The sequence below is a fragment of the Paraburkholderia gardini genome, from assembly GCF_907164575.1.
GTDB lineage: Bacteria > Pseudomonadota > Gammaproteobacteria > Burkholderiales > Burkholderiaceae > Paraburkholderia > Paraburkholderia gardini.
The window spans coordinates 37347-62796 of record NZ_CAJQYY010000030.1 but is presented as its reverse complement, the minus strand read 5'-3'; the positions used below and the strand labels follow the sequence as shown (position 1 = coordinate 62796).

The window sequence follows — 25450 nt, the reverse complement described above, 5'->3', positions numbered from 1 at the left end:
GGGGGTGGAACGCCTCCAGGTTCTCATCCGGCGTAGAGCGAGGACATTCATGAGAGCTTCTGTATGCGCGGCGGTCCTGCTGGTCGCGAACTGTGCGCTGTCCGGTTGCAAACTCGTCAAGAACGACCCCCAGACGGCCAAAGGTCCACGCGATGCCTATGCGTCGGCGGGCTATGATCCGAACGCGATGGTCGCTTCGATGTGGAGCACGAAAGTGGTGCCCGACGTCGAGAAGCGCGCGACCGATATCAGGGTACTGCTGGACGCGATCAAAACCGATCCCGACGCGGCCGGCAGGAAGTACGGCTATCGCGGCAAGGACGACGGCGCCCCGTGGAATTTCCCGACGAAGGTGCACGGTACGATCGTGTCGGTCGACACCAATTCGAGTCAGGGAACCGTCGGCGTCGATACCGACGGCGATGGCAAGGCCGACGTCATCGTCGACATCGGCCCGACTGTGCTGGGCACGACCCTGCGCGATTCGCTCGACTTCCTCTCGTTCACGGATTTCCGCAATCAGATCGAGTACGCCAGGTTCGGGACCGCACTCAACGCATATGCCGTAGCGCGTGTGATGAAACCGTTACCGCGCGACAGGCTCAACGGACAGACGATTACGGTGACTGGCGCTTTCTCCTATGACAGCTCCAGTGACCAGCCGGAAGTGGTTCCGCTAGCGCTCGCGCTCGGGAGCAAACCATGAGCGCAATCCTCGCGAAAAGCGACGCCACGGACGACATCATCCTTCAGGTCGAAGGCGTGACGAAGATGTACCCGGGCACCGTCGCGTTGAAGGACGTGAACTTCGATGTACGACGCGGCGCTGTCAACGTGCTGGTGGGCGAAAACGGCGCCGGAAAATCGACGCTGATGAAAATCATCGCCGGCGCGGAGCAACCCGGCTCTGGGCGGTTGCTGCTCGATGGCGAGCCCATTGAACTGACAAGCAGTTCCGACGCGTTGCGGCATGGCATCGGCATCGTGTTTCAGGAGTTGAACCTGTTCCCGAATCTGTCGATTGCCGAAAACGTCTTCATTGCGCACGAAATCACACGCGGGCGCATCGACATCGACGCCGGCGCGCAACGTCGCACAGTGCGCGAGTTGCTGAAGCGGCTCGAACTCGACGTCAGTCCGGATACGCTGGTTGAGGACCTGCGCATCGGGCAGCAGCAACTGGTCGAAATCGCCAAGGCGCTGGCTCATGACGCGCGCATCCTGATCCTCGACGAACCGACTTCCGCGCTGAGCGCGGCCGAGGTCGAGGTGCTGTTTCAGGTGATCGCGGATCTGAAGTCACAGGGCGTTGCCATCGTCTATATCTCGCATCGGCTCGAAGAGCTGATCCGTATCGGCGACTACATCACGGTGCTGCGCGATGGCCGTATCACCGGCAATCAGCCGATGGACCAGGTGGATGTGCCGTGGATCGTGCGGCAGATGGTCGGGCGTGAGACGAAAGATTTTTCCCGCCCGATCGGACACGAGCGAGGCGGCGAGGTGTTGACCGTGCACGATGTGTCGCTGCCGCGCAAGGGAACGGGCCTGCTGGTGGACCACGTGTCGCTGTCGCTGCACGCGGGCGAGATTGTCGGCATCTACGGGCTGATGGGAGCGGGGCGCTCCGAACTGTTCGAATGCGTCCTCGGCTGCCATCCGCATGCCACGGGCGACGTGGTGCTCGACGGCAAGCCGCTGAACGGCAAGGCGATTGCAAAGCGCGTGGCCGACGGTCTTGCGCTGATCCCCGAGGACCGTAAAGCCGACGCGTTGCTGCCGATTCTATCGATCGGCAGCAACATGACGCTGTCGAGCCTCGCCGGTTTCGCGCGGGGTTTTCATATCCTGCGCCAGCGCGAGCAAAACGCCATTACGCGTTTTATCCGGGACCTGGCGATCAAGGTGGCCGACGCGTACCTGCCTGTCAGTTCGCTCTCCGGCGGCAACCAGCAAAAGGTGATCATCGCGCGCGCATTGATGACGGCGCCGAAGGTATTGCTGATGGACGAGCCGAGCCGCGGCATCGACGTAGGCGCGAAGGCGGACATCTTCAAGGTGATGCGGGACCTCGCTGTCAAAGGGCTCGGTATCCTGTTCGTCACGTCCGATCTCGAAGAGGTGATGGCGCTGTCCGACCGCATTCTGGTGATGTCGAACGGCCGTATCACGGCCGAATTCGATGCAGCCGGGGCGACGCAGGACGCGCTTGTCGCGGCATCGGCGATCGGACACCGCGTGGACATGCATGAAGCCGGGCAAGTTGCCGCTGCCTGATCTGGCGCGACGCATGCCGGCCTGACCGTATTAATGGAGATCCCGTTCATGACCCTGGCCATAAAAAGCGCTGCACCCGGTGCGAATTTCGGAGAAGCGCCGCTTCTAGTCCTGCTCAAGCTGCGGACGTTCATCGCGCTCTTTGCGGTCGTTATTTTCTTTTCGTTCGCGGCGCATAATTTTCTCAGCATCGAGAACATGCTGATCATGTCGCGTCACGTAGCGCTCAACGCGTTCCTCGCGATCGGCATGACGTTCGTCATCGTGACCGGCGGCATCGATCTGTCGGTCGGCTCGATTGTCGGTCTTTCGGGGATGGTGGCGGGCGGCCTGATTCTGAACGGCATTCCGGTCGGCAGCAGCTACACCCTTTACCTCAGCGTGCCCGAGGTGATCTGCGTCGCGCTGCTATCGGGTGTCGCGGTCGGCGCGTTGAACGGTCTGCTGATCACCCGCCTGAACGTCGCGCCGTTCATCGCCACACTCGGCACGCTGTATATCGCGCGCGGCGCGGCGCTGCTGTCATCGGGTGGCGAGACGTTTCCCAACCTCACGGGCAATCCGGATTACGGCACGACAGGTTTTCCGATCCTTGGCAGCGCGTCCATCCTCGGCATCCCTTTGACGGTCTGGCTGCTGGTCGTAGTCGGCGTATTCGCGGCCTATCTTGCGGCACGCACGCCGCTTGGGCGGCAGATCTATGCGATCGGCAGCAACGAGCGCGCGGCGCAACTCTCCGGTGTGCGCGTCAATCGCGTGAAGATGTTCGTCTACATGTTCTCGGGCTTTTGCGCGGCGATCGTCGGGCTGATCATTTCATCCGAACTGGTTGCGTCGCATCCGCTGAGCGGCGAGACATTCGAACTCAACGCGATCGCGGCGGCCGTGCTGGGCGGAACGTCGATGTCGGGCGGCCGGGGCCGGATCGGCGGCACGATCATCGGTGCATTCGTGATCGGCATTCTGTCCGACGGGCTTGTGATGATGGGCGTCAGCTCGTTCTGGCAGACGGTCATCAAGGGTGTGGTGATCGTGGCGGCGGTGGTCGTCGACCAGGTACAGCGGCGGGTACAGCAACGCTTCGCCTTGCAGAAGCAGGCCGCGACGGGAGCATGAACGATGAACGCAAAAAACGCGGGGGCGAAGCGCTTCAGGGGCGGGTTGACCGGATGCGGGTTCTTCTCGCGAAACCATCTGCATGCCTGGCAGGACATCGACACCGCTGAAATCGTCGCGCTGTGCGACGCGGATAGCGAGCGGTTACAGGCAACCGGGCAGGCGTTCGGTATCGAGCGTTTATACACGGACGCAGCGGCGATGTTGAGCGCGGAGAAACTGGATTTCGTCGACATCGCCACGACCGCGCCGAGCCACCGCCTGCTCGTCGAAATGGCGGCACATGCAGGCGTCGCGACGATCTGCCAGAAGCCGTTCGCGTTGACACTAGCCGATGCACGCGCGATGGTTGCCGCGTGCGATCAGGCCGGTGTGCCGTTGATGGTCCATGAGAACTTTCGCTGGCAGCCTGCCATTCAGGCCGTGGGCCGCGCGCTTCAAGACGGTCTGATTGGCGCGCCGTTCTGGGGCAGGGTATCGTTTCGTTCAGCGTTCGACGTGTTCAGCGGACAACCGTATCTCGCGCGGAACGAGCGCTTCATCGTCGAAGATCTTGGCATTCATGTCCTCGATATTGCACGGTTCCTGTTTGGCGACGTCGAACGCCTCAGTGCGACCACCTCGCGGGTGAATCCTGCAATCGCCGGTGAAGACGTCGCGACGATTCTGCTGACGCATGAGTCCGGCGTGACGAGCGTGGTGGACTGCAGCTATGCATCGCGGCGCGTGCAGGAGCTGTTTCCGCAGACGTTGATCGAAGTGGATGGTGCGGACGGCACGCTGCGATTGTCGGCGGACTATCAACTGGAGATCCACAACCGTGACGGCACGCACAGGCAAACCGTGACGCCGCCGCCGTTGGCGTGGGCATCCGCGCCCTGGGAGGCCATTCAGGGCAGCGTCCTGAACATTCAGCGGCACTGGATCGAATGCCTTCGCAATGGATGCGAACCGGCGACGAGCGGCCGCGACAATCTGAAGACACTCACGCTGGTCGAAGCAACTTATCTTTCCGCGCGCGAAGGTCGAACGGTGACGTTGAAGTCGCTCGAAGAAGAAGCGACCGTGGACACGTCCGGTTCGTTGAGCGCGGTGTCGCGATGAATGATCGTGAGACCGCGCTCGCGCACGTGTATTACGGCACCTCGCAGATCGAAGCGCAAGGGCAGACTCTGGCGACCGGACCGTGGTCCACGATGCTCGTCGACGGCGCGTTGCGCGATATCCGTTATCGGGGCACCGAAGTCATACGGGCGATCGCCTGGCTCGTGCGCGACCGGGATTGGGGCACCTGCCGGCCCGTGATACGCGACATCGAAGTCGACTCGCATGCGGAACGCTTCCGTGTCTCGTACACCGCCGAATGCACGAATCCCGACGGCCACGTCCTGACCTGTGCGGTCACGATTGATTGCGACGCTGACGGCGCGCTCGAATTCCGCGCGCGCGCGACGGCGCAAACCGACTTTCTTGCCGCGCGCTGCGGCTTCGTGGTTCTGCATCCGGTCGACGGCGTGGCGGGCGCGGCGGCGCGCGTCGGGCATGGCGACGGCACGGTCGACGCGTCGTCGTTTCCCGCATTGATCGATCCGTGGCAACCGTTCAAGGACATCCGCACGATCGAGCATTCGCCTGCGTCAGGGCTGAACGTACGCTGCTCTTTCACGGGTGACGTCTTCGAAATGGAAGACCAGCGCAACTGGTCGGACGCGTCGTTCAAGACTTACTCGCGGCCGCTCGAACTGCCGTGGCCCTATACGATGGACGCGGGCTCGACGCACGAGCAGTCGGTGCGTCTTCAGATCGAAGCCGCGCGGGAGCAATCGCCCGCGTTGCCGGCAGTGCCGCATCGGGAATGCAAAGTCCTGATCGACCTGCACGGCATGAACGAACCCATGCCCGCTCTCGGCGTCGCGATTGCACCCGATGAGATCGACGCGGCGTTTGCGAATCTGCCGTTGCTGGCCGAACTCGCGCCGCAGCAACTGACGCTGCACTTCGATCCGCTCGCCGGTCACGGTCAGGCGGAGCTCGACCGGTTCGCGCAATTCCAGCGTCGCGCCGGGATTGCGGCCGTGCTTGAATGCGCGCTGCCCGGCGTCGGCGCTCCTGAAGAGGAATTGCAATCGATTGCGGTACAGATCCGGCAGGCCGGGCTCGCGTTGACCGGCATCGTCGTCAGTCCGTCCGTACACCGGCAGTCGAATCCGCCGGGGAGCAGCAGCCCGCCGTGCCCGTCGCTGGACGATGTGTACCGCGCCTGCCGTCGGGCGTTTCCGGATTTGCGTCTGGGCGGCGGGATGCTGAGTTACTTCACGGAACTCAACCGGAAGCGGCCGCCACTGGATCGGGTCGATTGGGTCACGCATGCAACCTGTCCAATCGTTCACGCAGCCGACGATCGCAGCGTAATGGAAACGCTGGAGGCGATCCCGCATATAACGCGCTCGTGTCGCGCGTTGATCGGCACGCAGCCGTATGCGATCGGACCGGTATCGATCGGCATGCGACAGAACCCGTATGGTTCGCGCGTGATGCCCAATCCGCAAGGTGCGCGCGTGGCGATGGCCGGTGACGACCCACGTCAGCGCGGTCTGTTTGGCGCCGCCTGGCTGGCGGGTTATGCGATGGCGCTGGAAGGCGCCGCGCTCGAGTGTCTAACTCTCGGCGCGTTGACAGGACCGCGTGGGCTGGCCGGTGGGCTGGCCGATAGCGCCACGGATCCGGCGCGCTACCCGGTATTTCATGTCGCGGCTGCGCTGGCGCGGATGGCGGGTAGAAGCCGGTTGCAGTGCCGCTCCGAAAGACCTCGGGACGTTGCGTGCTTCGGGGCGCGGGACGCCGGGGGACGCCTGCGCCTGATCATCGCCAATCTGACGCCGGAGAAACGCACGGTGCGGCTGGATTCCGGTTGCGGGAACAGGATGGGTGAACTGGGCGTCGCGACGCTCGACGAATCGTCGGCGGCGAAGGCGCGCGTCGGGCGCGTACTGGCGGACCCCATCAGCACCGGGTGCGACACCTTCGCCCTCGATCCATTTGCCTGCGTCCAGATCGCTTCCGGGCTGACACCTTTTGGACGGGATTTCCCGCCATACGAAGCCCGACGTTCATCTTCCTGACCGGCTGTCGACGTCAACGCGAAAACGCGTGATGGCGGAACGACCGATGCCCGCTTTTCTTGCTGATGAAACTTACTTGGTGAATACCCCAGTGTCTAAATTTCAAGCATGATGGTCTACTCATCATACCAGTTCATCACATGAGTGATGTGCACGAAAGGCGGCCAGCCTGGAGGATGTGAGATGCAAACCGTACCTGTGGATCCCATCGAACGATCGGCCATACGCAAGGTGTCGATCCGGCTGGTGCCGTTCGTGGCGTTGATGTTCTTTATCAATTTTCTCGACCGCACGGCGATCTCGTTCGCCGGTCCGAACGGCATGACGAAGGATCTCGGCTTGAGCGCCGCGCAGTTCGGGCTCGCAGCCGGCGTGTTTTTCATCGGCTACATCGTGCTGGAAATTCCGAGCAACCTCGCCTTGCACAAGTTCGGCGCCCGTCGCTGGCTGGCGCGGATCATGGTGTCGTGGGGCATCGTCGCGCTGCTGTTCACGTGGGTCAGCAGCATTCCCGGTCTGTACACGTTGCGTTTCCTGCTCGGCGTCGCCGAGGCGGGATTTTTCCCGGGCGCCATCCTGTTCCTCAGCATGTGGGTGCCCGCGCGATATCGCAGCCACATCCTCGCGCTCTTCTACCTGGCGCAACCGCTGACGATCGTGATCGGTGCGCCCGTCGCCGCCTTGCTGATCGAGGCGCATGGCGTGCTCGGGCTCGCGGGCTGGCGTGTGATGTTCTTCGGTGTCGCTGTGCCGGCCATCGTGATCGGCGTCGTGGCATGGTTTTATCTGGCTGACCGTCCATCGCAGGCGCGCTGGCTGACACCCGCCGAGAAAACCTGGCTCACCGCCGAACTCGAAGCGGAGGAGCGCGTCCGCGCCGACGCTTCCACACCGCACTCGATGCATGCGTTTGCCGCGCTCAGAAGCGGCCGCGTCTGGATGTTCGCGCTGATGTATTTCGGCCTGATCTACGGTCTCTACGCGCTGGCATTTTTCCTTCCGACGATCATCGGCGGCTTCGAAGGCCAGTTCGGCACGCATTTCAACGTGTTCCAGAAAGGCTTGATCACGGCCATTCCGTATCTGCCCGCCGCAATCGCACTGTTTTTCTGGAGCCGCAACGCGACGAAACACGGCGTACGTGCCTGGCACATCGGTGTGCCGGCGCTGATCGGCGCGGCGAGCATCCCGGTCGCGCTGTACATGCAATCGCCGGCGGCCACCGTCGCGGTGATCACCGTCACCGCTTGCGCGATCTTTTCCGCGCTGCCGAACTTCTGGGCACTGCCCGCGCGTTTCCTGTCCGGCGCCGCCGCCGCCGCGGGCATTGCGCTGATCAACACCATCGGCAATCTCGCGGGCTTCGTCGCGCCGTATCTGACTGGCGCAGTCAAGGACGCCACGGGTTCCTATCACATGCCCATGTTTGTCGTCGGCGCACTGATGCTGGTTAGCGCGGGACTCGCTTTCGCGTTCTGCAGTAACTCGCGGCTGCAGCAATCCGGCGACGGCGCTGCACCTGCGGCGCTCGAACCCCAATCGCATTCAGGCTAGCTGTCGCGCATTTCAATGAATCCATGCAAGGAGGTCGCACCATGAAAGAAAAGATCGCACTGTTCGGCGCTGGCGGAAAGATGGGCTTTCGCCTCACCAGCAACCTGTTGAAGTCCGACTACCGCGTCGCCCACGTCGAGGTGAGCGAGGCAGGACAGAAGCGCCTCAAGGAAGAATTGAACGTCGAGTGCGTATCGGTCGATGCAGCGCTCGACGGCGCGCAAGTGGTGATTCTCGCCGTACCTGACACGCTGATCGGCAAGCTCAGTCACGAGATCGCGCCGAAGCTGCCGGCGGGCACGATGGTGATGACGCTCGATGCCGCGGCGCCGTTCGCAGGTCATCTGCCAAAGCGCGACGACCTGACGTATTTCGTCGCGCACCCGTGTCATCCGCTGATCTTCAACGACGACGCCGATCCCAGGGCGCGCCGCGATTTCTTTGGGGGCGCGTATGCGAAGCAGTCGATCACCAGCGCGCTGATGCAAGGTCCGGAAGCAGCGTTCGATCTCGGTGAAGATGTGGCGAAGGTGATCTACGCGCCGATTCTTCGCTCGTATCGACTGAGTGTCGACCAGATGGCATTGCTCGAACCCGGGCTGTCGGAAACGGTCTGCGCGACGCTGCTGTACGTGATGCGCGAAGCGATGGACGAGACCGTGAAGCGAGGCGTGCCCAGGGAAGCCGCGCGCGACTTTCTGCTCGGCCACATGAACATCCTGAGCGCGGTGATCTTCAACGAAATTCCCGGCGCGTTCTCCGATGCGTGCAACAAGGCGATCGAATTCGGCAAGCCGCGGCTGATGCGCGACGACTGGAAGAACGTGTTCGATCATGCGGAGATCGCCGAGAGTATTCGCCGGATTACCTGACAGACCGGAGAACCATGCCTGCATGCTGATTTATGAACAGGGACTGATATCGTGAGCGAACGTATCCACGCCACTTACTGGCTCGAAACGGGCGATGATCCACAGCGCGCCGCCGACGTGATTGCCGGCGAACAGTCGAGCGGCACCTTCGTCGCGCTGCCCAACGAAACGCCGGAACTGAAGGCCCGTTCGGGCGCGCGTGTCGAGCGCCTCACCGTGCTGGAGACGGTTGGCGCGCCGAGCCTGCCGGGTGGAATCGCGTCGGACACGTACACGCGTTGCACGCTCGAACTGTCGTGGCCGATCGGGAACATCGGTCCATCGTTGCCGAATCTGATGTCCACGATTGCCGGCAATCTGTTCGAGTTGCGCCAGGTGTCGGGCCTGCGTCTGACTGAGCTCAGACTGCCGCCGTCGTTCGCGGCGGCCTATCCGGGGCCGGCGTTCGGTATCGAAGGCACGCGGCGGCTGAGCGGCGTGACCCACGGACCGTTGATCGGCACGATCATCAAACCGAGCGTGGGCCTGTCGGCGGCGGAGACCGCGCAGCAGGTGCGCGAACTCGTCGCGGGCGGCATCGACTTCATCAAGGACGACGAGTTGCAGGCGGATGGTCCGCATTGTCCGTTCGACGAGCGCGTGCGGGCGGTCATGCGCGTGGTCAACCGGGAGGCGGATCGCACCGGCAAGAAGGCGATGGTCGCGTTCAATCTGACCGGCGACCTGGACCAGATGCGTCGTCGCCACGATCTCGTGCTGGCCGAGGGCGGGACGTGCGTGATGGCGGTGCTGAACTCCGTCGGCCTCGTCGGTCTGCATGAACTGCGTCGCCACTCGCAATTGCCGGTTCACGCGCATCGCGCCGGCTGGGGGTATCTGTCGCGCTGCCCGGAACTCGGCTGGGACTACGCGCCGTGGCAAATGATCTGGCGTCTTGCCGGTGCCGACCATTTGCATGTGAACGGACTGCGCAACAAGTTCAGCGAACCCGATGACAGCGTGATCGCCGCCGCGCGCGCGGTGCTCGCGCCGGTGATGCCCGAAGCGCCGATGCCGGCGATGCCCGTCTTCAGTTCGGGACAGACCGGCCTGCAGGCAGCGGACACGTACGCCGCGATCGGCTGCGCCGATCTGATTCATACAGCCGGCGGCGGCATTTTCGGTCATCCCGGCGGCGTGGCGGCAGGCGTCGAGGCGTTGCGCGAGGCATGGGTCGCGGCCATCGCAGGGGTGCCGCTGAAGCAGCATGCTGCACGTCATCCCGCACTGAACGCCGCGCTGGAGTTCTGGAAATGAACGGAACGAGCGAGGCGACGTGGCCCGATGGGCTGCTGCTCGCGTATTACGGTGACGACTTCACCGGGTCGACGGACGCGATGGAGGCCATGTCGGCCGCCGGCGTGCCGACGGTGCTGTGTCTGCAACAGCCCACGCGCGAGTTGCTGGCGCGATTTCCAGAAGTTCGATGCGTGGGCATGGCCGGCTCTTCACGTGGACGTTCGACCACCTGGATGGACGACGAACTGCCAGAGGCATTTGCAAGCCTTGCCGCGCTCGGTGCGCCGATCCTGCAATACAAGGTTTGCTCGACGTTCGATTCGTCCCCGGAGGTCGGGTCGATCGGCCGCGCGATCGACATCGGCGTGAAGCATATGCCCGGAAGCTGGTCGCCGATGGTGGTGGGTGCGCCGCGCCTGAAGCGTTATCAGATGTTCGGCAACCTGTTTGCCGCGGTCGATGGTGCCGGCTACAGACTCGACCGGCATCCGACGATGTCACGGCATCCCGTCACGCCGATGAACGAGGCCGATCTTCGCCTGCATCTCGCGAGGCAGACAGCGCGCCGCATCGAACTGATCGACATGATCCAGCTTCGCGGCAGCGATATCGACACCCGGGTGCGCGCACTGAGCGCAGCCGACACGCCGGTGGCACTGATCGACGTGCTCGACGAAGAGACGCTGGCGGCGGCGGGCCGTTTGATCTGGGAGCAGCGCGGTGAAGGGATCTTTACGGCGGCGTCGTCGGGCTTGCAATACGCGCTTGCGGCGTACTGGCGAGCGTGCGGCCTGTTACCGCCGACGCCATCGCTACCCGTCGCCGGACCCGTTCAGGCGATTGCTGTAGCAAGCGGCAGCTGCTCGCCGGTGACGGCCGCGCAGATCGGCTGGGCGCGCGCGCACGGTTTTCACGCGGAGCGCCTGGATTTGCACAGGGCGCTCGATCCGCGCGATGGCGCCGCGGAGATCGAACGCGTCGTGACGGCGGCCGGACAGGCGTTGACTCAGGGGATCAGCACGATCGTGCATAGCGCCGAGGGGCCGGACGATCCGGCGGTAACCGGCTTCGACGCCATTGCATCGTCAGCACGGCTTGCGCGCCACGACGCGGCGCGCATGGTCGGGCACGCATTGGCGGAGGTGATGCGGCGGCTGCTCGACCGCTTCGATCTGCCGCGTGTAGTGGTCGCGGGTGGCGACAGCTCGGGCGAAGTGGCAGGCGCGCTCGGTATCGATGCGCTGAGCGTCGTGGCAGGACTTGCGCCAGGCGCCCCTCTGTGTCGCGCGTGGTCCGCCGAGGCGCGGCGCGATGGTCTGCAAATCGTGCTGAAAGGCGGCCAGCTGGGCGATGCGGCATTCTTTGGCGCAGTCAGGGAAGGGCGGGTGTCGGGGGCGTGACGTCGGGACGCGTGTCGAAACAGCGAACGGTTGCGCCGCGGCCAGTGGTCTTGCGGTGTCACGCTCACCGTTCGCCTGGCACGCTTCCATCTGTCGGGTGGTCCGTGGTAAGGTCATTACACCACCTGTTTTATGCGGACATGTTATGGCTGAGATCATTCAGCGTCGAAAGCTGTATCAGGAAGTTGTCGACCGGCTCATGGAGCGCATCCGCTCGGGCGAAATTGCGCCGGGCGCCCAGCTTCCATCCGAGCGGGAGTTGATGGAAATTTACGGGGTAGGCAGGCCGGCTATCCGCGAAGCGCTGCAAACGCTGGAGCGCTCCGGCATCGTCGAGATCGTCCACGGTGAGCGCGCGAGGGTCGTCGTTCCCACGGCAGACCGGCTGATCGCGCAGGTTGCCGGCGGCGCGATGCATCTGCTGCGCAGCCATCCCGACATGCTGGTCCACCTGAAAGAGGCGCGCGTCTTTCTCGAGATGGGTACTGCGCGTATGGCGGCGGAGCGGGCAACGGAGGAAGACGTCGCCCGGCTGCAACTCAGTGTCGCCCGGCACCGCGCTTCAATGGTCAATCTCGAGGAGTTTATCGAGCGGGACATGGCGTTTCATCGCGAGATCGCGTTGATCAGCGGCAATCCGATTTTTCCGTCGATTGTCGAATCGCTGTTTCGCTGGGCGGGAGAGTACTACCAGCCGCTAGTGCGCGCGCCGGGTGCCGAGGAATTAACGTTGTCGGAGCATCAGCGAATCGTCGATGCGATCGCGAAACATGATGGCGACGGCGCGGCTGAAGCGATGCGTGCGCATTTGAATCGCGCAAACGACTTGTACCGGATTCTCAGCCGCGCGTAAATGTCGGACTGCGACACCATCGCAAACCTCACACCGCTTCCTTCACAGCCCGCAGGAACTGCTGCGTCCGTTCATGCCGGGGCGCGCTGAAGAACTGTTGCGGCGGACCCTGTTCGATGATCTTGCCCTGCGAGAAAAAGCACACACGGTCCGCGAATTCACGCGCGAAGCCCATCTGGTGCGTGACCATCAGCATCGTCAGATCGTGCTCGCTGCCGAGCCGCCGGATCACGTTCAGCACTTCGCCGCACAGTTCAGGATCGAGCGCCGACGTTACTTCGTCGAATAGCATCACCTTCGGCCGCATCGCCAGCGCGCGGGCAATCGCCACGCGCTGCTGCTGACCGCCGGATAGCTGCGATGGATAGTGATTGCATTTGTCCTCGAGGCCGACGAGCGCGAGCAGGTCGCGGGCGCGCCCAGTCGCTTCCTTGCGTGAGAGCCCCAGTACCTGAATCGGCGCTTCGATCGTATTGGCGAGTGCCGTCATGTGCGGAAACAGATTGAAGCTCTGAAACACCATGCCGATCTTGCTGCGCACGCGCCGTAGATGTTTGACCGAGGCCGGCACCAGCACGCCGTTCCTGCGCATGTGCGTGAGCGGTTCGCCGTCCACTTCGATCATGCCGTCGGTCAGCGGATCGAGCGTCATCAACACGCGCAACAGGGTCGATTTTCCTGAACCGCTCGGGCCGATGATCGCCACTTTCTCATTGCGGCCGACTTCCAGATCGAGTTCGTCGAGTACCGTCAGCGCACCGTAGCGCTTCGTCACGCCGGTAAAGCGCACCATCGGCGCATCGCCTCGCGCACCGGTCTGCGACTCAAGTACGGCGGCGGGATCGTCTCGTTTCATTGGGTTCTCCACGGATGGATCCGGATGCGAAGGGGGGTGAGCATCGAGGGCATCAAGGTCGGTCTTCATGGTCACGGCAGCCTCAATCCGTTTTCAAGCCGTCGCACGAGTTGCGCGAAGCTCACGCTGATCAGCAGGAAGAAGATGCCCGCCAGCGTGATCGGTTCCAGATAACGAAACGTTTCCGAGCCGATGTTCTTGGCCTGCTGCATCAATTCGACCACGGTGATCGCGGACAGCACGGGCGTGTCCTTGAACATCGCCACCAGATAATTGCCGAGTGCCGGAATCACCGCGCGAATCGCCTGTGGCAGGATCACGCCGCTATAGGTGCGCCACGGCGACAGCGACAGCGCGCACGCCGCTTCCCACTGGCCGCGCGCCACGCCGTTCAGGCCGGCGCGATACACCTCGGACGTGTAGCACGCATAGTGCAGCGCGATACCGATCGTACCCGCGGTCAGCGCGGACATCGTGATGCCGTACACAGGCAGCACATAGAACAGCACATAGACCTGAATGAGCAAGGGCGTGCTGCGAATGAATTCGACGACGAACCCGACGGTCCGCGCCAGCGGTTTGATCGGGCTGCGCCGCAGCACCGCGAACACGAGTCCGAGCACCAGCGCGACGGAGAAACCGATCAACGTGATGAGGATCGTGTACATCGACGCGTGCAGCAGGGCGGGCAGAATCCGTACTGCGTAATGCAGATCGAAGAAGCTGTTCATCGAACGGCCCTCTGATTGATGCCATGACTCACACGGCGTTCGAAATACCGCATCAGTGTGGCGAGAATCTGCGCGAGCACGAAGTAGATGAGCAGCGTGAGCGTGAAAATCTGCGCGGTCCTGAAGGTGGCCTCATCGAGTTGCCGGGCGCGGAACGTCAGGTCCGACAGCGTGATCAGCGACACCAGCGAGGTGCCCTTGAGCAGCTCGATCATCAGATTGGTGGCGGGCGGCAGCGCGTTGATCATTGCTTGCGGCAGGATGATGCGGCGCATCCGGGTCAGTGGCGACAGGTTGAGCGCGAGCGCCGCCTCGAACTGGGCGCCCGGCACCGAGCGCAGCGCGCCACGCAGGATTTCCGAGCCGTACGCGCCGTAGTGCAGACCGAGTCCGACGATCGCGACGGTAAACGGCGTCATCTCGATCCGGAACGGCGGCAGGGGCAGCACGAAGAAAAACCAGAACAGTTGCACGAGCAACGAGGTGCCGCGAAAGGTCTCGACATAGGCGTTGCCGAGCCAGCGCAGCGGTGCCCACGGCGCGAGCTTCGCGGCCGTCCCGACGAACGCCATGGCGATGGCGAGCACGGTGCTGCACGCGGCGATCCCGATCGTGACGAGGGTGCCCTGGAGCAGCAGGGGAAACAGTTCACGCATGGCGGTTCCTCGCTTGCATGACGGCGCGCGCGGTTGCGCGCGCCTTAAGCTTCATGACCGGCCTTCGATACCACGTTGCCGATGAGCCGGGCGTGTAGCGGGCTACTACTTGCCGCAGATGTCCGCGGCGGTACGCGTCGTCAGATTCGATCTGTCGAAGCCGAACGGGGCGACCGTTTGCAGATGGTCGGGCGTGCCGAGCCATGCGTGCAATTGCTTGTCGACCGCATCGCGCAGATCGGTGTCCTCGGGACGGAACGCGAGCGCGCCGTAGCCGGTGTGCTTCGGATCGTCCGTGAACTTTGCCACCGCTTCGACCTGGCCAGCGTCCTTGGCGGCGAGGCCTTTCATCGTCAACGTCGTACCGGCGGCCGCATCGGCGCGGCGCGCGCGCACGGCCTGCAGTTGCGCGGTGGTGTCGGGCACCTGTATCAGCTGGGCATCTTTCACGCCTGCATCGCGCGAATTGGCGAGCTCGACCGCGCCGGCCATCACGGCCAGCTTCAGGTCGGGCTGTTTGCCGATATCGCCGAAGCTATGCAGATTCTTCGGATTGCCCTTCAGCACGAGCAGCGTGTCCTGGATCTGGTACTGCGGATCGGCGAACGCCACCTGTTTGCAACGCTCCGGCGTGATGTACATGCCGGCGGCGATCACGTCGAAACGGCCCGCGCGCAGGCCCGGAATCAGCGAACCCCATTCGGTCAGCACGCCGTCCACTTTCTTCACGCCCATTTTGGCGAAAATCTTGCGGGCGATCTCCGGCGATTCGCCCGTAACCTTGCCGTCAGGTGTCGTGTAGGCAAACGGCGCTTCGTTTGCATAGCCGATACGCACTTCGCCGGTGCGCTGGATGCGCTGCAACGTCGTTTCCGCCGATGCGCCCTGAGCCTGCGTCACCAGAGCCGCCGCGGCGACGCAGAGCGCTCCCAGCAATCCTGAAGTGTGCTTCGCTTTCATATCGATCCCATTCCGTGGCGTTTGAATGTCGCGGTGCATCATGCGCCGCAGCGGGGTGAAAGGCAGGCGTTGCTGCTGACCGACCCGGCCGGCAGCGCGTCCGTGAATGCAGGATACAAAGCCATATTTTTGTTTGCTAATGCTCTAGGACAATAATTTTCATGCACTGTTTGGCCGCACTATCGGAGCGAGGTATGAATGCGTGACCCGACAACAGCGGAGGGCAGCGGTGATCGAGCAATGGCGGGAAGCCGTGCGTGCGGTGCACGGCGTGGAATCGAAATATAAGCGGCTGGTCAAGGCGATCGCGGGCGACATCGAAAGTGCTGCGTTGCTGGCGGGCGCGCGCCTGCCGCCGCAGCGCGACGTCGCCGGAGAACTGGCGATCAGCGTGCAGACGGTGACTAACGCCTATAAGGAGCTGGAGCGGCAAGGGTTGATCCGTTGCGAGGTGGGGCGCGGCAGCTTCGTGGCGGCGCGCGTCACTGAAACCATGTCGAGCTATATGCTCGATACGGCCGAGCGCTCGGTGGTCGACTTCTCGATCGCGCGGATCATCCATACGCAGGAACACGACGCCATGTGGCGCAAGGTGTGCGCGACGCTCTCGACGCTCGACGACCAGCCCTGGATTCGCGCGTTCCGGCCGATCGCGGGCTTCGAGCATCACCGGCAGGCCGGGATCGCGTGGCTCGCGTCGTTGGGCATGCCGGCTTCGGCGGATACGCTGCTGGTCACGAACGGCGCCGCGCATGGCATCTTTCTGGCGCTGGCTTCGCTGGTGGGACCCGGCGACACGGTGCTGTGCGAAAGCCTCACGGATCACGGCGTGATCGGCTCGGCGAACGTACTGGGCTTCACGTTGAAGGGTCTTGAGATCGACGAGTACGGCATTCACCCCGAACACTTCGAGGAGATGTGCGATAGCGAGCGCATCACGGCCCTTGTCTGCACGCCCACCCTGAACAATCCCACGGTCGCGCTGATGCCCGATTCGCGGCGTCGCGCGATTGCGAAAATCGCCGAGCGCTACGGCGTGTACGTTATCGAGGACGATGTCTACGGTCCCTTGCCGGCAAAAGCCGGCACACCGATTTCGAGTCTGATTCCCGATCTGTCGTTCTATTGCACGAGTTTGACGAAGTCGGTCATGGCCGGTTTGCGGATCGGCTATCTCGCCACTCCGCGGCGGCTCGCGCTACGCGCGGAAAGCGTGCTGCGTGTGAGCAGCTGGATGGCGACGCCGCCGATGGCCGAGGTGGCGACGCGCTGGATCGTCGATGGAACTGCCGCACGGCTCGTGGAAATACAGCGCGAGCTTCTGGGGCGGCGTCAGGCGCAATTGCAGCAAACGCTCGGCAACTATGTGCTCGGCGCGCATCCTCAGGCACTGTCTGCCTGGTTGCGCGTGCCCGACCACTGGCGTACCGACCGTCTGGTGAGGGAACTGCGCAACCGCGATATTGCCGTGACTTCGCCTGATCCATTTCTCGTGCGCGACGCGGACCGGCCGAATGCGGTACGCGTGTGCGTCGGCGCCGAGGTCGGCGAAGAGACCTATAAAAGCGCACTGGAAACGATGCGCGACGTGTTCGAGCAGTACCCGCAGGTGCACGATTTCACCTGACCTCAAGTGGATTCCGCGCTGCTCGCATGAAATGAACTAGGACAATGGAAATCGTTTTTTAGAACATTAGACTGGGCTGCATTGAAAACGATGCGGCCGCAACCAGCGTAACAACGCAAGTGCGACAGCATCGGAATTGAACCCTTTCGTGCAGGGCCGAGTTCATGTCCGTTCTGTCGTTAGTCGATGTCTACCGCGCGCGTCGCCGTATCGAGGGGCGCGTCTGCCATACGCCGCTCGTCGAATCGCAAAGCTTGTCGGCGAGGGCGGGCACGCCGGTGTTTCTGAAACTCGAAACCGTGCAGCCGACCGGCAGCTTCAAGCTGCGCGGGGCCACCAACGCACTCGCCCGACTCGCCGAACAGGGCTGCCGGAAAGTCGTGACCGCCTCGACGGGCAATCACGGCCGCGCGGTTGCGCATGCGGCCCGCGCGCTGGGTATCGATGCGACGGTCTGCATGTCGACGCTGGTGCCGGGGAATAAGGTCGATGCGGTCCGGGCGCTCGGCGCGCACGTGCGGATTGCCGGCAAAAGCCAGGACGAAGCTGAACATGAAGCGTTGAGACTGGTGCGCGAAGAAGGCTTTGCCTACGTCCCGCCATTCGACGATCCGCACGTGATCGCCGGTCAGGGGACCATCGGACTCGAAATCGTCGAGGCGTTGCCGGAGGTCGCGAACATCGTCGTGCCGCTATCCGGCGGCGGCCTGTTTGCCGGCATTGCGTTCGCCGCCAAAAGCGCGAATCGCGCGATCGGCCTGACCGGCGTGACGATGGCGCGTGGCGCCGCAATGCATGCGAGTCTTGCGGCCGGCCAGCCGGTACTCGTGGAAGAGGTCGAAACGCTCGCCGATTCGCTCGGCGGCGGCATCGGACTCGAAAACCGCTATACGTATGCGCTCACGCGCGATCTGATCGACGAGACCGTATTGCTCGACGAAGCGTCGATCGCACGCGGCATCGTGCATGCATACCGGCATGAACGGCTCGTCGTGGAAGGCGCGGCCGCTGCAGGCATCGCCGCCTTGCTCGATGGCGTATTGCCGGCCGGGCGCATCAAACGCGGGCCGCTCGTGCTCATCGTGACGGGCGCCAATATCGATATGGACCAGCACCGCCGCATCGTCGATGCCGCGTCGACCCAACCTGCCTCGCACACTGTCTCATGACCTCGATCACGCTCCTCGGCGAAGCTGAGCTTCGCCAACTCGTGCCGCTCGATCTTGCCGCCGTCGACCAGGTCGAAGCAGCCTTTCTCGCACTCGCCACCGAAGCTGTCGCGATGCCGCCGATCCTGCGTCTCGATCTGCCTGGACACAACGGCGAAGTCGACGTCAAGACGGCGTATCTGCCGCGCTTCGACAGCTTCGCTATCAAGGTGAGTCCCGGGTTTTTCGACAATCCGTCGCTCGGTTTGCCGAGTCTGAACGGGCTGATGCTGGTGTTGTCGGCAAGGACCGGCCTGACCGAAGCGGTGCTGCTCGACAACGGTTATCTGACGGCCGTGCGCACGGCAGCCGCCGGCGCGGTCGCCGCGCGCTGGCTGGCGAAGCGGCATACGCCGCAAGTCGCGGTGCTTGGCGCCGGCGAGCAGGCACATCTGCAATTGCGGGCGTTGATGCTGGTGCGTCGTGTCGAACATGTGCGCGTATGGGCGCGTAATCCGGCTAGCGCACAGCGTTTCGCGCAGGAGATAACCGCCTCGCTCGGCGTGCGCTGCGACGTTGCACGCGATGTCCACGATGCGCTCGCCGAAGCGGACGTCGCGATCACCACCACGCCAAGCCGCACGCCCCTGATCGAAGCCGGGGACCTGCATCCAGGCCTGCACATCACGGCGATGGGTTCCGACACCGAGCACAAGAATGAAATCGCGCCGGCAGCGCTCGCGGCGGCACGCTATGTATGCGACCGCGCGCAGCAAACGCGCGTGCTGGGCGAGTTGCATCACGCGCTGAAGGCTGGCGTGATGCGCGCCGACGCCGCGATAACGGAGCTGGGTCAGGTGATTGCCCGGCAGGCCGCGGGCCGCGTCGATGAAACCGATGTGACGATCTGCGACCTGACCGGCACCGGCGCGCAGGACACCGCGATTGCCTCGCTCGCATTGAAGCGGGCGCATGCCGCGGGCGCGGGGACGGTTTTTCGCAATGACGTGAAGCGCCAGGACGGGACGACGTCTGAAACGACATAACGGGAAGGAACGGGATACGGGCGTGTTCCGGCATCGAAATGTTCCATGGCACGCCGTGCAAGCTGTTCGTGACGGAGTAATACATATGCGGGCATCACCTATTCAGCCGACGGTCGATTTCAACGCCGGGGGCGAACAACATGGCTTTCTGAAGTTGCCACATTCGCACGACACGTCCGCGTGGGGTGCGGAGATGATTCCGGTCACGGTGATCCGCAACGGCGACGGACCGACGGCGCTCCTCACCGGCGGCAATCACGGCGACGAATACGAAGGCCCGATCGCGTTGTCGAAGCTGGCCGCGACGTTGAAAGCCAAAGACGTCAAAGGGCGCGTGATCATCGTGCCGTTCATGAATTTTCCCGCGTTCCGCGCGGGCAGCCGCACGTCGCCGATCGATCGTGGCAATCTGAATCGCAGTTTTCCCGGCAAACCGGACGGCACGATCACCGAAAAGATCGCCGATTATTTTCAGCGTTATCTGTTGCCGCTCGCCGATTACGTGCTCGATCTGCACGCCGGTGGCCGCACGCTCGACTTCGTGCCGTTCGCCGCGATTCACCTGCTGCCGGATGCCGGTCAGCAGGCCCGGTGCGAAGCGGCGATGCATGCGTTCGGTGCACCGTATTCAATGCGGATGCTCGAACTCGATAGCGTCGGCCTGTACGACACAGCGGTTGAAGAAGCGGGCAAGGTTTTTGTGTCGACCGAACTCGGCGGCGGCGGTACGGCGACGGTGCAAAGCGTGGCGGTGGCGGAGCAGGGCGTGCGCGGCTTCCTGCAGCACGCGGGCATCCTCGGGCAAGACGAGGCCATGCGTCAGACAAGGCATGAAACCCCGCGCACCACGACGCTGCTCGACATGCCCGACAGTACCTGCTTTACGACGAGCGAACACGACGGTCTGCTGGAGTTGTGCAAGGACCTGGGCGAGAGCGTTGAAAGCGGCGAAGTGATCGCGCGGATCTACGACGCCTCGCGTACCGGCGTCGCGCCCGTCGAATATCGCGCGCGACGCAGCGGGCTGCTCGCGGCCCGGCATTTTCCGGGCCTCGTGCGGATCGGCGATACGGTGGCGGTGGTGGCCGATGTCGTCGAGCGCGGCATACCGGTGACGGTCTGATCTCGCGATGAAACTCGACCGCTACGATCTGGCGATTTTGCGCATCCTCGCGCACGACGGACGCATCACCAAGTCGCATCTCGCCGGGGAGATCAATCTGTCAATCTCGCCGGCGTGGGAGCGCGTCAAACGCCTGGAAGAGGGCGGCGTGATTCGCGGTTATCGCGCCGATATCGACTGGGTGCGCGCCTTCAAGGGCAGCCGCGTGGTGGTCGAGGTCACGCTGGCGCGCCATACCGCGCACGACATGCGGCGCTTCGAGGAGCGGATCGCCGCCGCACCGGAGGTCGTGCAATGCCACGCGACAGGCGGCGGCGTCGACTATGTGATGCACGTGATGTCGCGCGACATCGACCACTACCAACGCTTCATCGATTCGCTCCTGACCGACGAACTGGGTATCGAAAAGTACTTTACCTACATCGTCACGAAGGTGGTGAAGAGCAACGCGGAAGGCTTGCCTGACTGGGCGGAACAGACGATTGGCGACGGTAGTTAAAGCGCATCGCGATCTCGCCAGAAAATCGCCACGCGTCGCGGTGAAATCCAGAAAAAACACCGGTTTTGCGACGTCACAACCAGAAAAACCGCCTCGCCACCGGAAGTACAGTGACAGACATACATCGCACGCAGGAGATCGTCATGTTGCTGGGTCATCCGGTTTTATTCAAATCGCTGTGTTACGTCGACGGACGCTGGGTACATAGCGCGAGCGCCGCGAGTGTCGCCGTGCAGAATCCGGCGAATCAGGCGGTGCTCGGCCACGTGCCGATGCTCGACGCCTCGCAAATCACCGAAGCAGTCGATGCGGCGCAGCGTGCGTTCTCTACATGGCGCTGGCTGCCGGTCGCTAAACGCTCGGCACTGCTGTTGCGCTGGCATGAGCTGATCCTGCGCCATCAGCATGACCTGGCTGCGATTCTGTCGCTCGAGCAGGGCAAGCCGCTCGCCGAAGCGCGGGGCGAAATCGCCTACGGCGCGAGTTTCGTCGAATGGTTCGCGCATGAAGTGCGACGTCTGAACGGCCGCACGATTCCCACGCATATCGACGGCGCGCACCTGGGCACGGTGATCGAGCCGGTCGGTGTGGCGGCGCTGATCACGCCGTGGAATTTCCCCTGCGCGATGATTACGCGCAAGGCCGCCGCCGCGCTCGCCGCCGGTTGCAGCGTGGTGGTGAAGCCCGCGCATGAAACGCCGTTCTCCGCGCTCGCGCTCGCACAACTCGCGGAAGAAGCGGGCTTTCCCGCAGGCGTATTCAATGTCGTGCTCGGCGAGCCGCAAATGGCGATGGAAACGCTGGTGCGCGATACCCGGGTGCGCTCGGTGAGCTTCACGGGTTCAACGCGCGTCGGCGCGCTGGTCATGCAGACCGCGGCCCAGGCCGGCATCAAGAAGACGGCACTCGAACTCGGCGGCAACGCGCCCTTCATCGTGACCGAAGATGCCGATCCCGATCAGGCTGTACGCGTCGCGATCGCGGCGAAGTTTCAGACTTCGGGTCAGGACTGCTGCGCGGCGAATCGCATCTTCGTTGCCCGCCCGCTGTACGAAGCGTTCGTCGCGCAATATAGCGAAGCCGTGAAAGCGCTGAAGGTCGGTGCTGCATTCGAAGCGGACGTGGACGTCGGTCCGCTGATGCATCAGGCGGCGTTCGACGCCACCGCGCAGCGCATTGCCGATGCGAAAGAGAAGGGCGCGCGCATTACGGCCGGCGGCGCGGCCCATGAACGCGGAGGCTGGTTTTTCGAACCGACCGTGGTCGCGGACGCCGCGCCCGGCATGCGCATCTACGACGAAGAAAACTTTGCGCCGATCTCGGCGGTCTCGCCGTTCGACTCGCTCGACGAAGCCATTGAACGCGCGAACGACACCGAATACGGCCTCGCCGCGTATGTCTGCGCGAAAGATCTCAACACGGTGTTTCAACTGATTCGCCGTCTCGACTTCGCCATGGTGTCGGTAAACGGCGCGAAATTCACCGGCGCGCCGATTCCATTCGGCGGCATCAAATCATCCGGACTCGGCCGCGAAGGCGGGGTCGAAGGCTTCGAGCCGTTTGTCGAAACCCGTTATTTCTGCCTCGGCCAACTCGGTTTGCCGGTAACCGGCAGCCTTCCCGCTCACCGCGCAGCGGCTGCGACCGCCTGAGCCCATCCAGTCCTCTCATCGATCATATAAAGGAGCTTCTCATGACCCAGCTCGACCAACTCTTCGACGCCGATCGCGCGCACTTCATGCATCCGTCGACGCACGCTCACGACCATGCGAGCGGGGCACTGCCCGGGCGCATCGTGACCGGTGCGAAAGGCATTCGCATCGAAGACCATCAAGGCAAGACGTTTATCGACGCTTTCGCGGGTCTGTATTGCGTGAACATCGGCTATGGCCGCACCGAGGTTGCCGAAGCGATCTACGAGCAGGCGAAGAAGCTGGCGTACTACCACACGTACGTCGGTCACTCGACGGATACGATCATCGAACTGTCGTCGCGCATCATCGACTGGGCGCCGCAGGGCATGAAGAAGGTGTACTACGGCATGTCCGGTTCGGACGCGAACGAAACGCAGATCAAGCTCGTCTGGTATTACAACAACGTGAAGGGCCGCCCGGACAAGAAGAAAATCATCTCGCGCCAGCGCGGGTATCACGGTTCGGGAATCGTCACCGGCAGTCTGACCGGCTTGCCGAGCTTCCATCAGTATTTCGATTTGCCGGTCGAGCGTGTCAAGCATACGGTGTGTCCGCACTGGTACCGGCAGGCGCCGGCCGGCATGAACGAGGCGCAATTCGTTGCGTACTGTGTGGAGGAACTGGAAAAACTGATTGCGAAGGAAGGCGCGAATACGATCGCGGCCTTCATCGCCGAACCGGTGATGGGCACGGGCGGCATCCTGCCGCCGCCGGCGGGTTACTGGCCGGCGATCCAGCAGGTGTTGAAGAAGCACGACATCCTGATGATCTGCGATGAAGTGGTGTGCGGTTTCGGCCGACTCGGCTCGAAGATGGGCGCGCAACACTACGGCATCACGCCGGATCTGATCACCGTGGCGAAGGGTTTGACCAGCGCGTATGCGCCGCTGTCGGGCGTGATCGTCAGCGAAGGCGTGTGGGACGTGATCGACAAGGCATCGCAGGAATCCGGCGCGATGGGGCATGGCTGGACCTACTCGGGTCACCCGATCTGCGCCGCCGCGGCGCTCGCGAACCTCGATATTCTCGAGCGTGAGAATCTCACGCAGAACGCGGCGCAAACCGGTGCGTATCTGCTCGAACAGTTGCACACGGCGTTCGATTCTCATCCGCTGGTCGGCGAAGTGCGCGGCGTGGGCATGCTGGCCGCGCTCGAATTCATGGCCGACAAGGACGGGCGTCAACCATTCGATGCGACGCTGAAGGTCGGCCCGCGCGTCTCCGCTGCCGCGTTGCAGCGCGGGTTGATCGCGCGCGCCATGCCGCACGGCGACATCCTGGGCTTCGCGCCGCCGTTGATCACCACGCGTGATGAGGTGGACGAAATCGTGAGGCTGGCACGTGAAGCGGTGGATGAAGTCGCGTCGCAGGTTCTGGCTCCAGCAGCCTCCGCGTAACGAAGCGACGCGCCGGTGTGTGCCGCAGCGAGTGGTGGCACACACCGGTGTTCCAGTCGATGATCGTATGGGAAGCGAGTAGAAAACAGCCGGGCCAGCGGATGATCGCTGGCCCGGCTGTGTGTTATGCAGGCCCGCTATTCAGGCCTGTTTTGTGGCTTGCGTGTAGTGCCGGTCTGGAATCACAACGATGTTGCCCACGAAGCGCCTGGCCATGAATTGCGTTTGCGCTTCATGGAACTGCGACAGGGGATACATCGCAGCCAGAATGGGCTTGATCGTGCCGGCCTGGATATAACCGAGCACGCGTTTGAAGGCGCCGCGCGTCCCTTGCGAAGACCCGTTCAGCTGTAACTGCTTCAGGTACATCGTGCGCAGGTCCAGCTGGACTACCGGTCCGGCAATGGCACCGGCCGTGGTGTAACGGCCTTCCGGCCGAAGCACATTGAGCAGCTTGCCGAACAGCGCGCCGCCGACCAGGTCGGCCACGATATCGACCGGCCGCCCACCGGTCATCCGTTCTACTTCCGTGGCGAAATTCTCGCTGTCGCGAAGCATCACGCCTTGCGCGCCGAGTTTGAGCACCGCATCTTCCTTGCCCTTGCTGACCACGGCATACGGAATCGCCCCGCGTGCGCGGCACAGTTGAATGATTCCCGAGCCGACACCGCCGGAGGCGCCCGTGATGAGCACCGTTTCGCCGCTTTTTACCGCAGCGCGTTCGATCATCTGTTCGCCGGTGTGATACGCGCACCAGAACGTCGCGAGTTCGGCGTCGGAGTAAGTGGAATCGACACGATGTGCGCTCTCCGCGGGCACTGCGGTGTATTCGGCGTAACCGCCGTCGCGGCCGTGGCCGATGTAGTCGATATCGGCGAGGCTGTCGTCGTCGCGGTTATAAATCGATGCATCGACGATCACGCGTTCGCCGATACGGGCATCGCTGACCCCGCTGCCCACCGCGACCACACGTCCGACAATATCCGCGCCCTGAATGCGCGGGAACGACAGCGTCGAGCGGCCGCGCCGCCAGGTGGAGACGGCTTGCGGATCGTCGTCCGTACCGTATGCGCCCTCGCGGACCCATACGTCGGTATTGTTCAGCCCGCAAGCGGTGACTTCGAGCAACACTTCGCCGGCCTGGCAGGCGGGAACCGGCACGTCGTCGCGATAGACGAGTTTGTCGAGGCCGCCGTGGTCGGTCAGCACGACGGCCTTCATTGTTCTGGGAAGCATGTTTT

Annotated in this window: 22 protein-coding genes; 17 read left to right on the top strand and 5 right to left on the bottom strand. The window is 63.4% G+C overall.

The window, feature by feature from the left end; translation table 11 throughout:
• Positions 1-49: 49 nt before the first annotated feature.
• The 10 genes from LPA34_RS22430 to LPA34_RS22385 all read left to right on the top strand — a co-directional run bounded on the left by LPA34_RS22430 (position 50) and on the right by LPA34_RS22385 (position 12472).
• The gene (locus LPA34_RS22430; RefSeq protein WP_228982377.1) at positions 50-706 is read left to right on the top strand and encodes a DUF2291 family protein; all 657 of its coding nucleotides are present in this window, start codon (positions 50-52) and stop codon (positions 704-706) included.
• Positions 703-2277 carry a sugar ABC transporter ATP-binding protein gene (locus tag LPA34_RS22425; protein WP_228982375.1) on the top strand — a complete coding sequence of 525 codons (1575 nt, stop codon included), beginning with the start codon at positions 703-705 and terminating at the stop codon, positions 2275-2277. The genes LPA34_RS22430 and LPA34_RS22425 overlap by 4 nt, the downstream gene beginning before the upstream one ends.
• Positions 2278-2325: 48 nt before the next feature.
• Entirely contained in the window at positions 2326-3393 is a 1068-nt protein-coding gene (locus tag LPA34_RS22420) for an ABC transporter permease (protein ID WP_228982373.1), read from the top strand.
• Positions 3394-3396: 3 nt separating this feature from the next.
• Positions 3397-4497 (top strand): Gfo/Idh/MocA family protein, encoded by a 1101-nt coding sequence (locus tag LPA34_RS22415; protein WP_228982371.1) that lies wholly within the window; start codon positions 3397-3399, stop codon positions 4495-4497.
• Positions 4494-6515, top strand: a complete 2022-nt coding sequence (gene apnL / locus LPA34_RS22410) for a D-apionate lactonase (protein ID WP_228982370.1) — start codon at positions 4494-4496, stop codon at positions 6513-6515. Before LPA34_RS22415 ends, apnL begins: the two co-directional genes overlap by 4 nt.
• Before the next feature lie 183 nt (positions 6516-6698).
• Positions 6699-8069, top strand: a complete 1371-nt coding sequence (locus LPA34_RS22405) for an MFS transporter (RefSeq protein ID WP_228982369.1) — start codon at positions 6699-6701, stop codon at positions 8067-8069.
• 41 nt (positions 8070-8110) lie between these two features.
• The gene (locus tag LPA34_RS22400) at positions 8111-8941 is read left to right on the top strand and encodes a phosphogluconate dehydrogenase C-terminal domain-containing protein (protein WP_228982368.1); all 831 of its coding nucleotides are present in this window, start codon (positions 8111-8113) and stop codon (positions 8939-8941) included.
• Positions 8942-8992: 51 nt separating this feature from the next.
• Positions 8993-10237: a ribulose-bisphosphate carboxylase large subunit family protein gene (locus LPA34_RS22395; RefSeq protein WP_228982367.1), complete on the top strand. Its 1245-nt coding sequence runs from the start codon at positions 8993-8995 to the stop codon at positions 10235-10237.
• The gene (gene oiaK / locus LPA34_RS22390; protein ID WP_228982366.1) at positions 10234-11619 is read left to right on the top strand and encodes a 3-oxo-isoapionate kinase OiaK; all 1386 of its coding nucleotides are present in this window, start codon (positions 10234-10236) and stop codon (positions 11617-11619) included. The genes LPA34_RS22395 and oiaK overlap by 4 nt, the downstream gene beginning before the upstream one ends.
• A gap of 145 nt (positions 11620-11764) precedes the next feature.
• Positions 11765-12472, top strand: a complete 708-nt coding sequence (locus tag LPA34_RS22385) for a transcriptional regulator NanR (protein ID WP_228982411.1) — start codon at positions 11765-11767, stop codon at positions 12470-12472.
• Positions 12473-12500: 28 nt separating this feature from the next.
• Here LPA34_RS22385 and ehuA read toward each other — a convergent pair whose 3' ends face one another.
• From ehuA to ehuB, 4 genes are all read right to left on the bottom strand, one after another.
• Positions 12501-13328, bottom strand: coding sequence for an ectoine/hydroxyectoine ABC transporter ATP-binding protein EhuA (ehuA, locus tag LPA34_RS22380; protein WP_324251774.1), 828 nt, complete (start codon positions 13326-13328; stop codon positions 12501-12503).
• A 71-nt stretch (positions 13329-13399) separates the two neighbouring features.
• Positions 13400-14059: an ectoine/hydroxyectoine ABC transporter permease subunit EhuD gene (gene ehuD, locus LPA34_RS22375; RefSeq protein WP_228982365.1), complete on the bottom strand. Its 660-nt coding sequence runs from the start codon at positions 14057-14059 to the stop codon at positions 13400-13402.
• Positions 14056-14715: an ectoine/hydroxyectoine ABC transporter permease subunit EhuC gene (gene ehuC / locus LPA34_RS22370; protein WP_228982359.1), complete on the bottom strand. Its 660-nt coding sequence runs from the start codon at positions 14713-14715 to the stop codon at positions 14056-14058. The genes ehuD and ehuC overlap by 4 nt, the downstream gene beginning before the upstream one ends.
• Before the next feature lie 105 nt (positions 14716-14820).
• Positions 14821-15675 carry an ectoine/hydroxyectoine ABC transporter substrate-binding protein EhuB gene (ehuB, locus tag LPA34_RS22365; RefSeq protein WP_228982357.1) on the bottom strand — a complete coding sequence of 285 codons (855 nt, stop codon included), beginning with the start codon at positions 15673-15675 and terminating at the stop codon, positions 14821-14823.
• Between the two features lie 229 nt (positions 15676-15904).
• On the opposite strand from ehuB, the gene ehuR reads away from it, so the two are divergent.
• The 7 genes from ehuR (at position 15905) to LPA34_RS22330 (ending at position 24209) form a co-directional block, all read left to right on the top strand.
• Positions 15905-17302, top strand: coding sequence for a MocR-like ectoine utilization transcription factor EhuR (ehuR, locus tag LPA34_RS22360; protein WP_228982407.1), 1398 nt, complete (start codon positions 15905-15907; stop codon positions 17300-17302).
• Between the two features lie 164 nt (positions 17303-17466).
• On the top strand, positions 17467-18471 hold the full coding sequence (gene eutB, locus LPA34_RS22355) for a hydroxyectoine utilization dehydratase EutB (RefSeq protein ID WP_228982351.1): 1005 nt from the start codon (positions 17467-17469) through the stop codon (positions 18469-18471).
• Positions 18468-19496: a cyclodeaminase gene (locus LPA34_RS22350; RefSeq protein WP_228982350.1), complete on the top strand. Its 1029-nt coding sequence runs from the start codon at positions 18468-18470 to the stop codon at positions 19494-19496. Before eutB ends, LPA34_RS22350 begins: the two co-directional genes overlap by 4 nt.
• Before the next feature lie 85 nt (positions 19497-19581).
• Complete coding sequence (gene doeB, locus LPA34_RS22345) at positions 19582-20619, top strand: N(2)-acetyl-L-2,4-diaminobutanoate deacetylase DoeB (RefSeq protein ID WP_228982348.1); 1038 nt, start codon at positions 19582-19584, stop codon at positions 20617-20619.
• A 7-nt stretch (positions 20620-20626) separates the two neighbouring features.
• Positions 20627-21118, top strand: coding sequence for an Lrp/AsnC family transcriptional regulator (locus LPA34_RS22340; protein WP_228982345.1), 492 nt, complete (start codon positions 20627-20629; stop codon positions 21116-21118).
• Between the two features lie 143 nt (positions 21119-21261).
• A complete protein-coding gene (locus LPA34_RS22335; protein WP_228982343.1) occupies positions 21262-22770 on the top strand; it encodes an NAD-dependent succinate-semialdehyde dehydrogenase in 1509 nt (502 codons plus the stop codon).
• A gap of 41 nt (positions 22771-22811) precedes the next feature.
• Positions 22812-24209 (top strand): aspartate aminotransferase family protein, encoded by a 1398-nt coding sequence (locus LPA34_RS22330; protein WP_228982340.1) that lies wholly within the window; start codon positions 22812-22814, stop codon positions 24207-24209.
• Positions 24210-24350: 141 nt separating this feature from the next.
• Here the strand turns inward: LPA34_RS22330 and LPA34_RS22325 are convergent, their stop codons facing one another.
• Entirely contained in the window at positions 24351-25445 is a 1095-nt protein-coding gene (locus LPA34_RS22325; RefSeq protein WP_228982337.1) for an alcohol dehydrogenase family protein, read from the bottom strand.
• Positions 25446-25450: the final 5 nt, after the last annotated feature.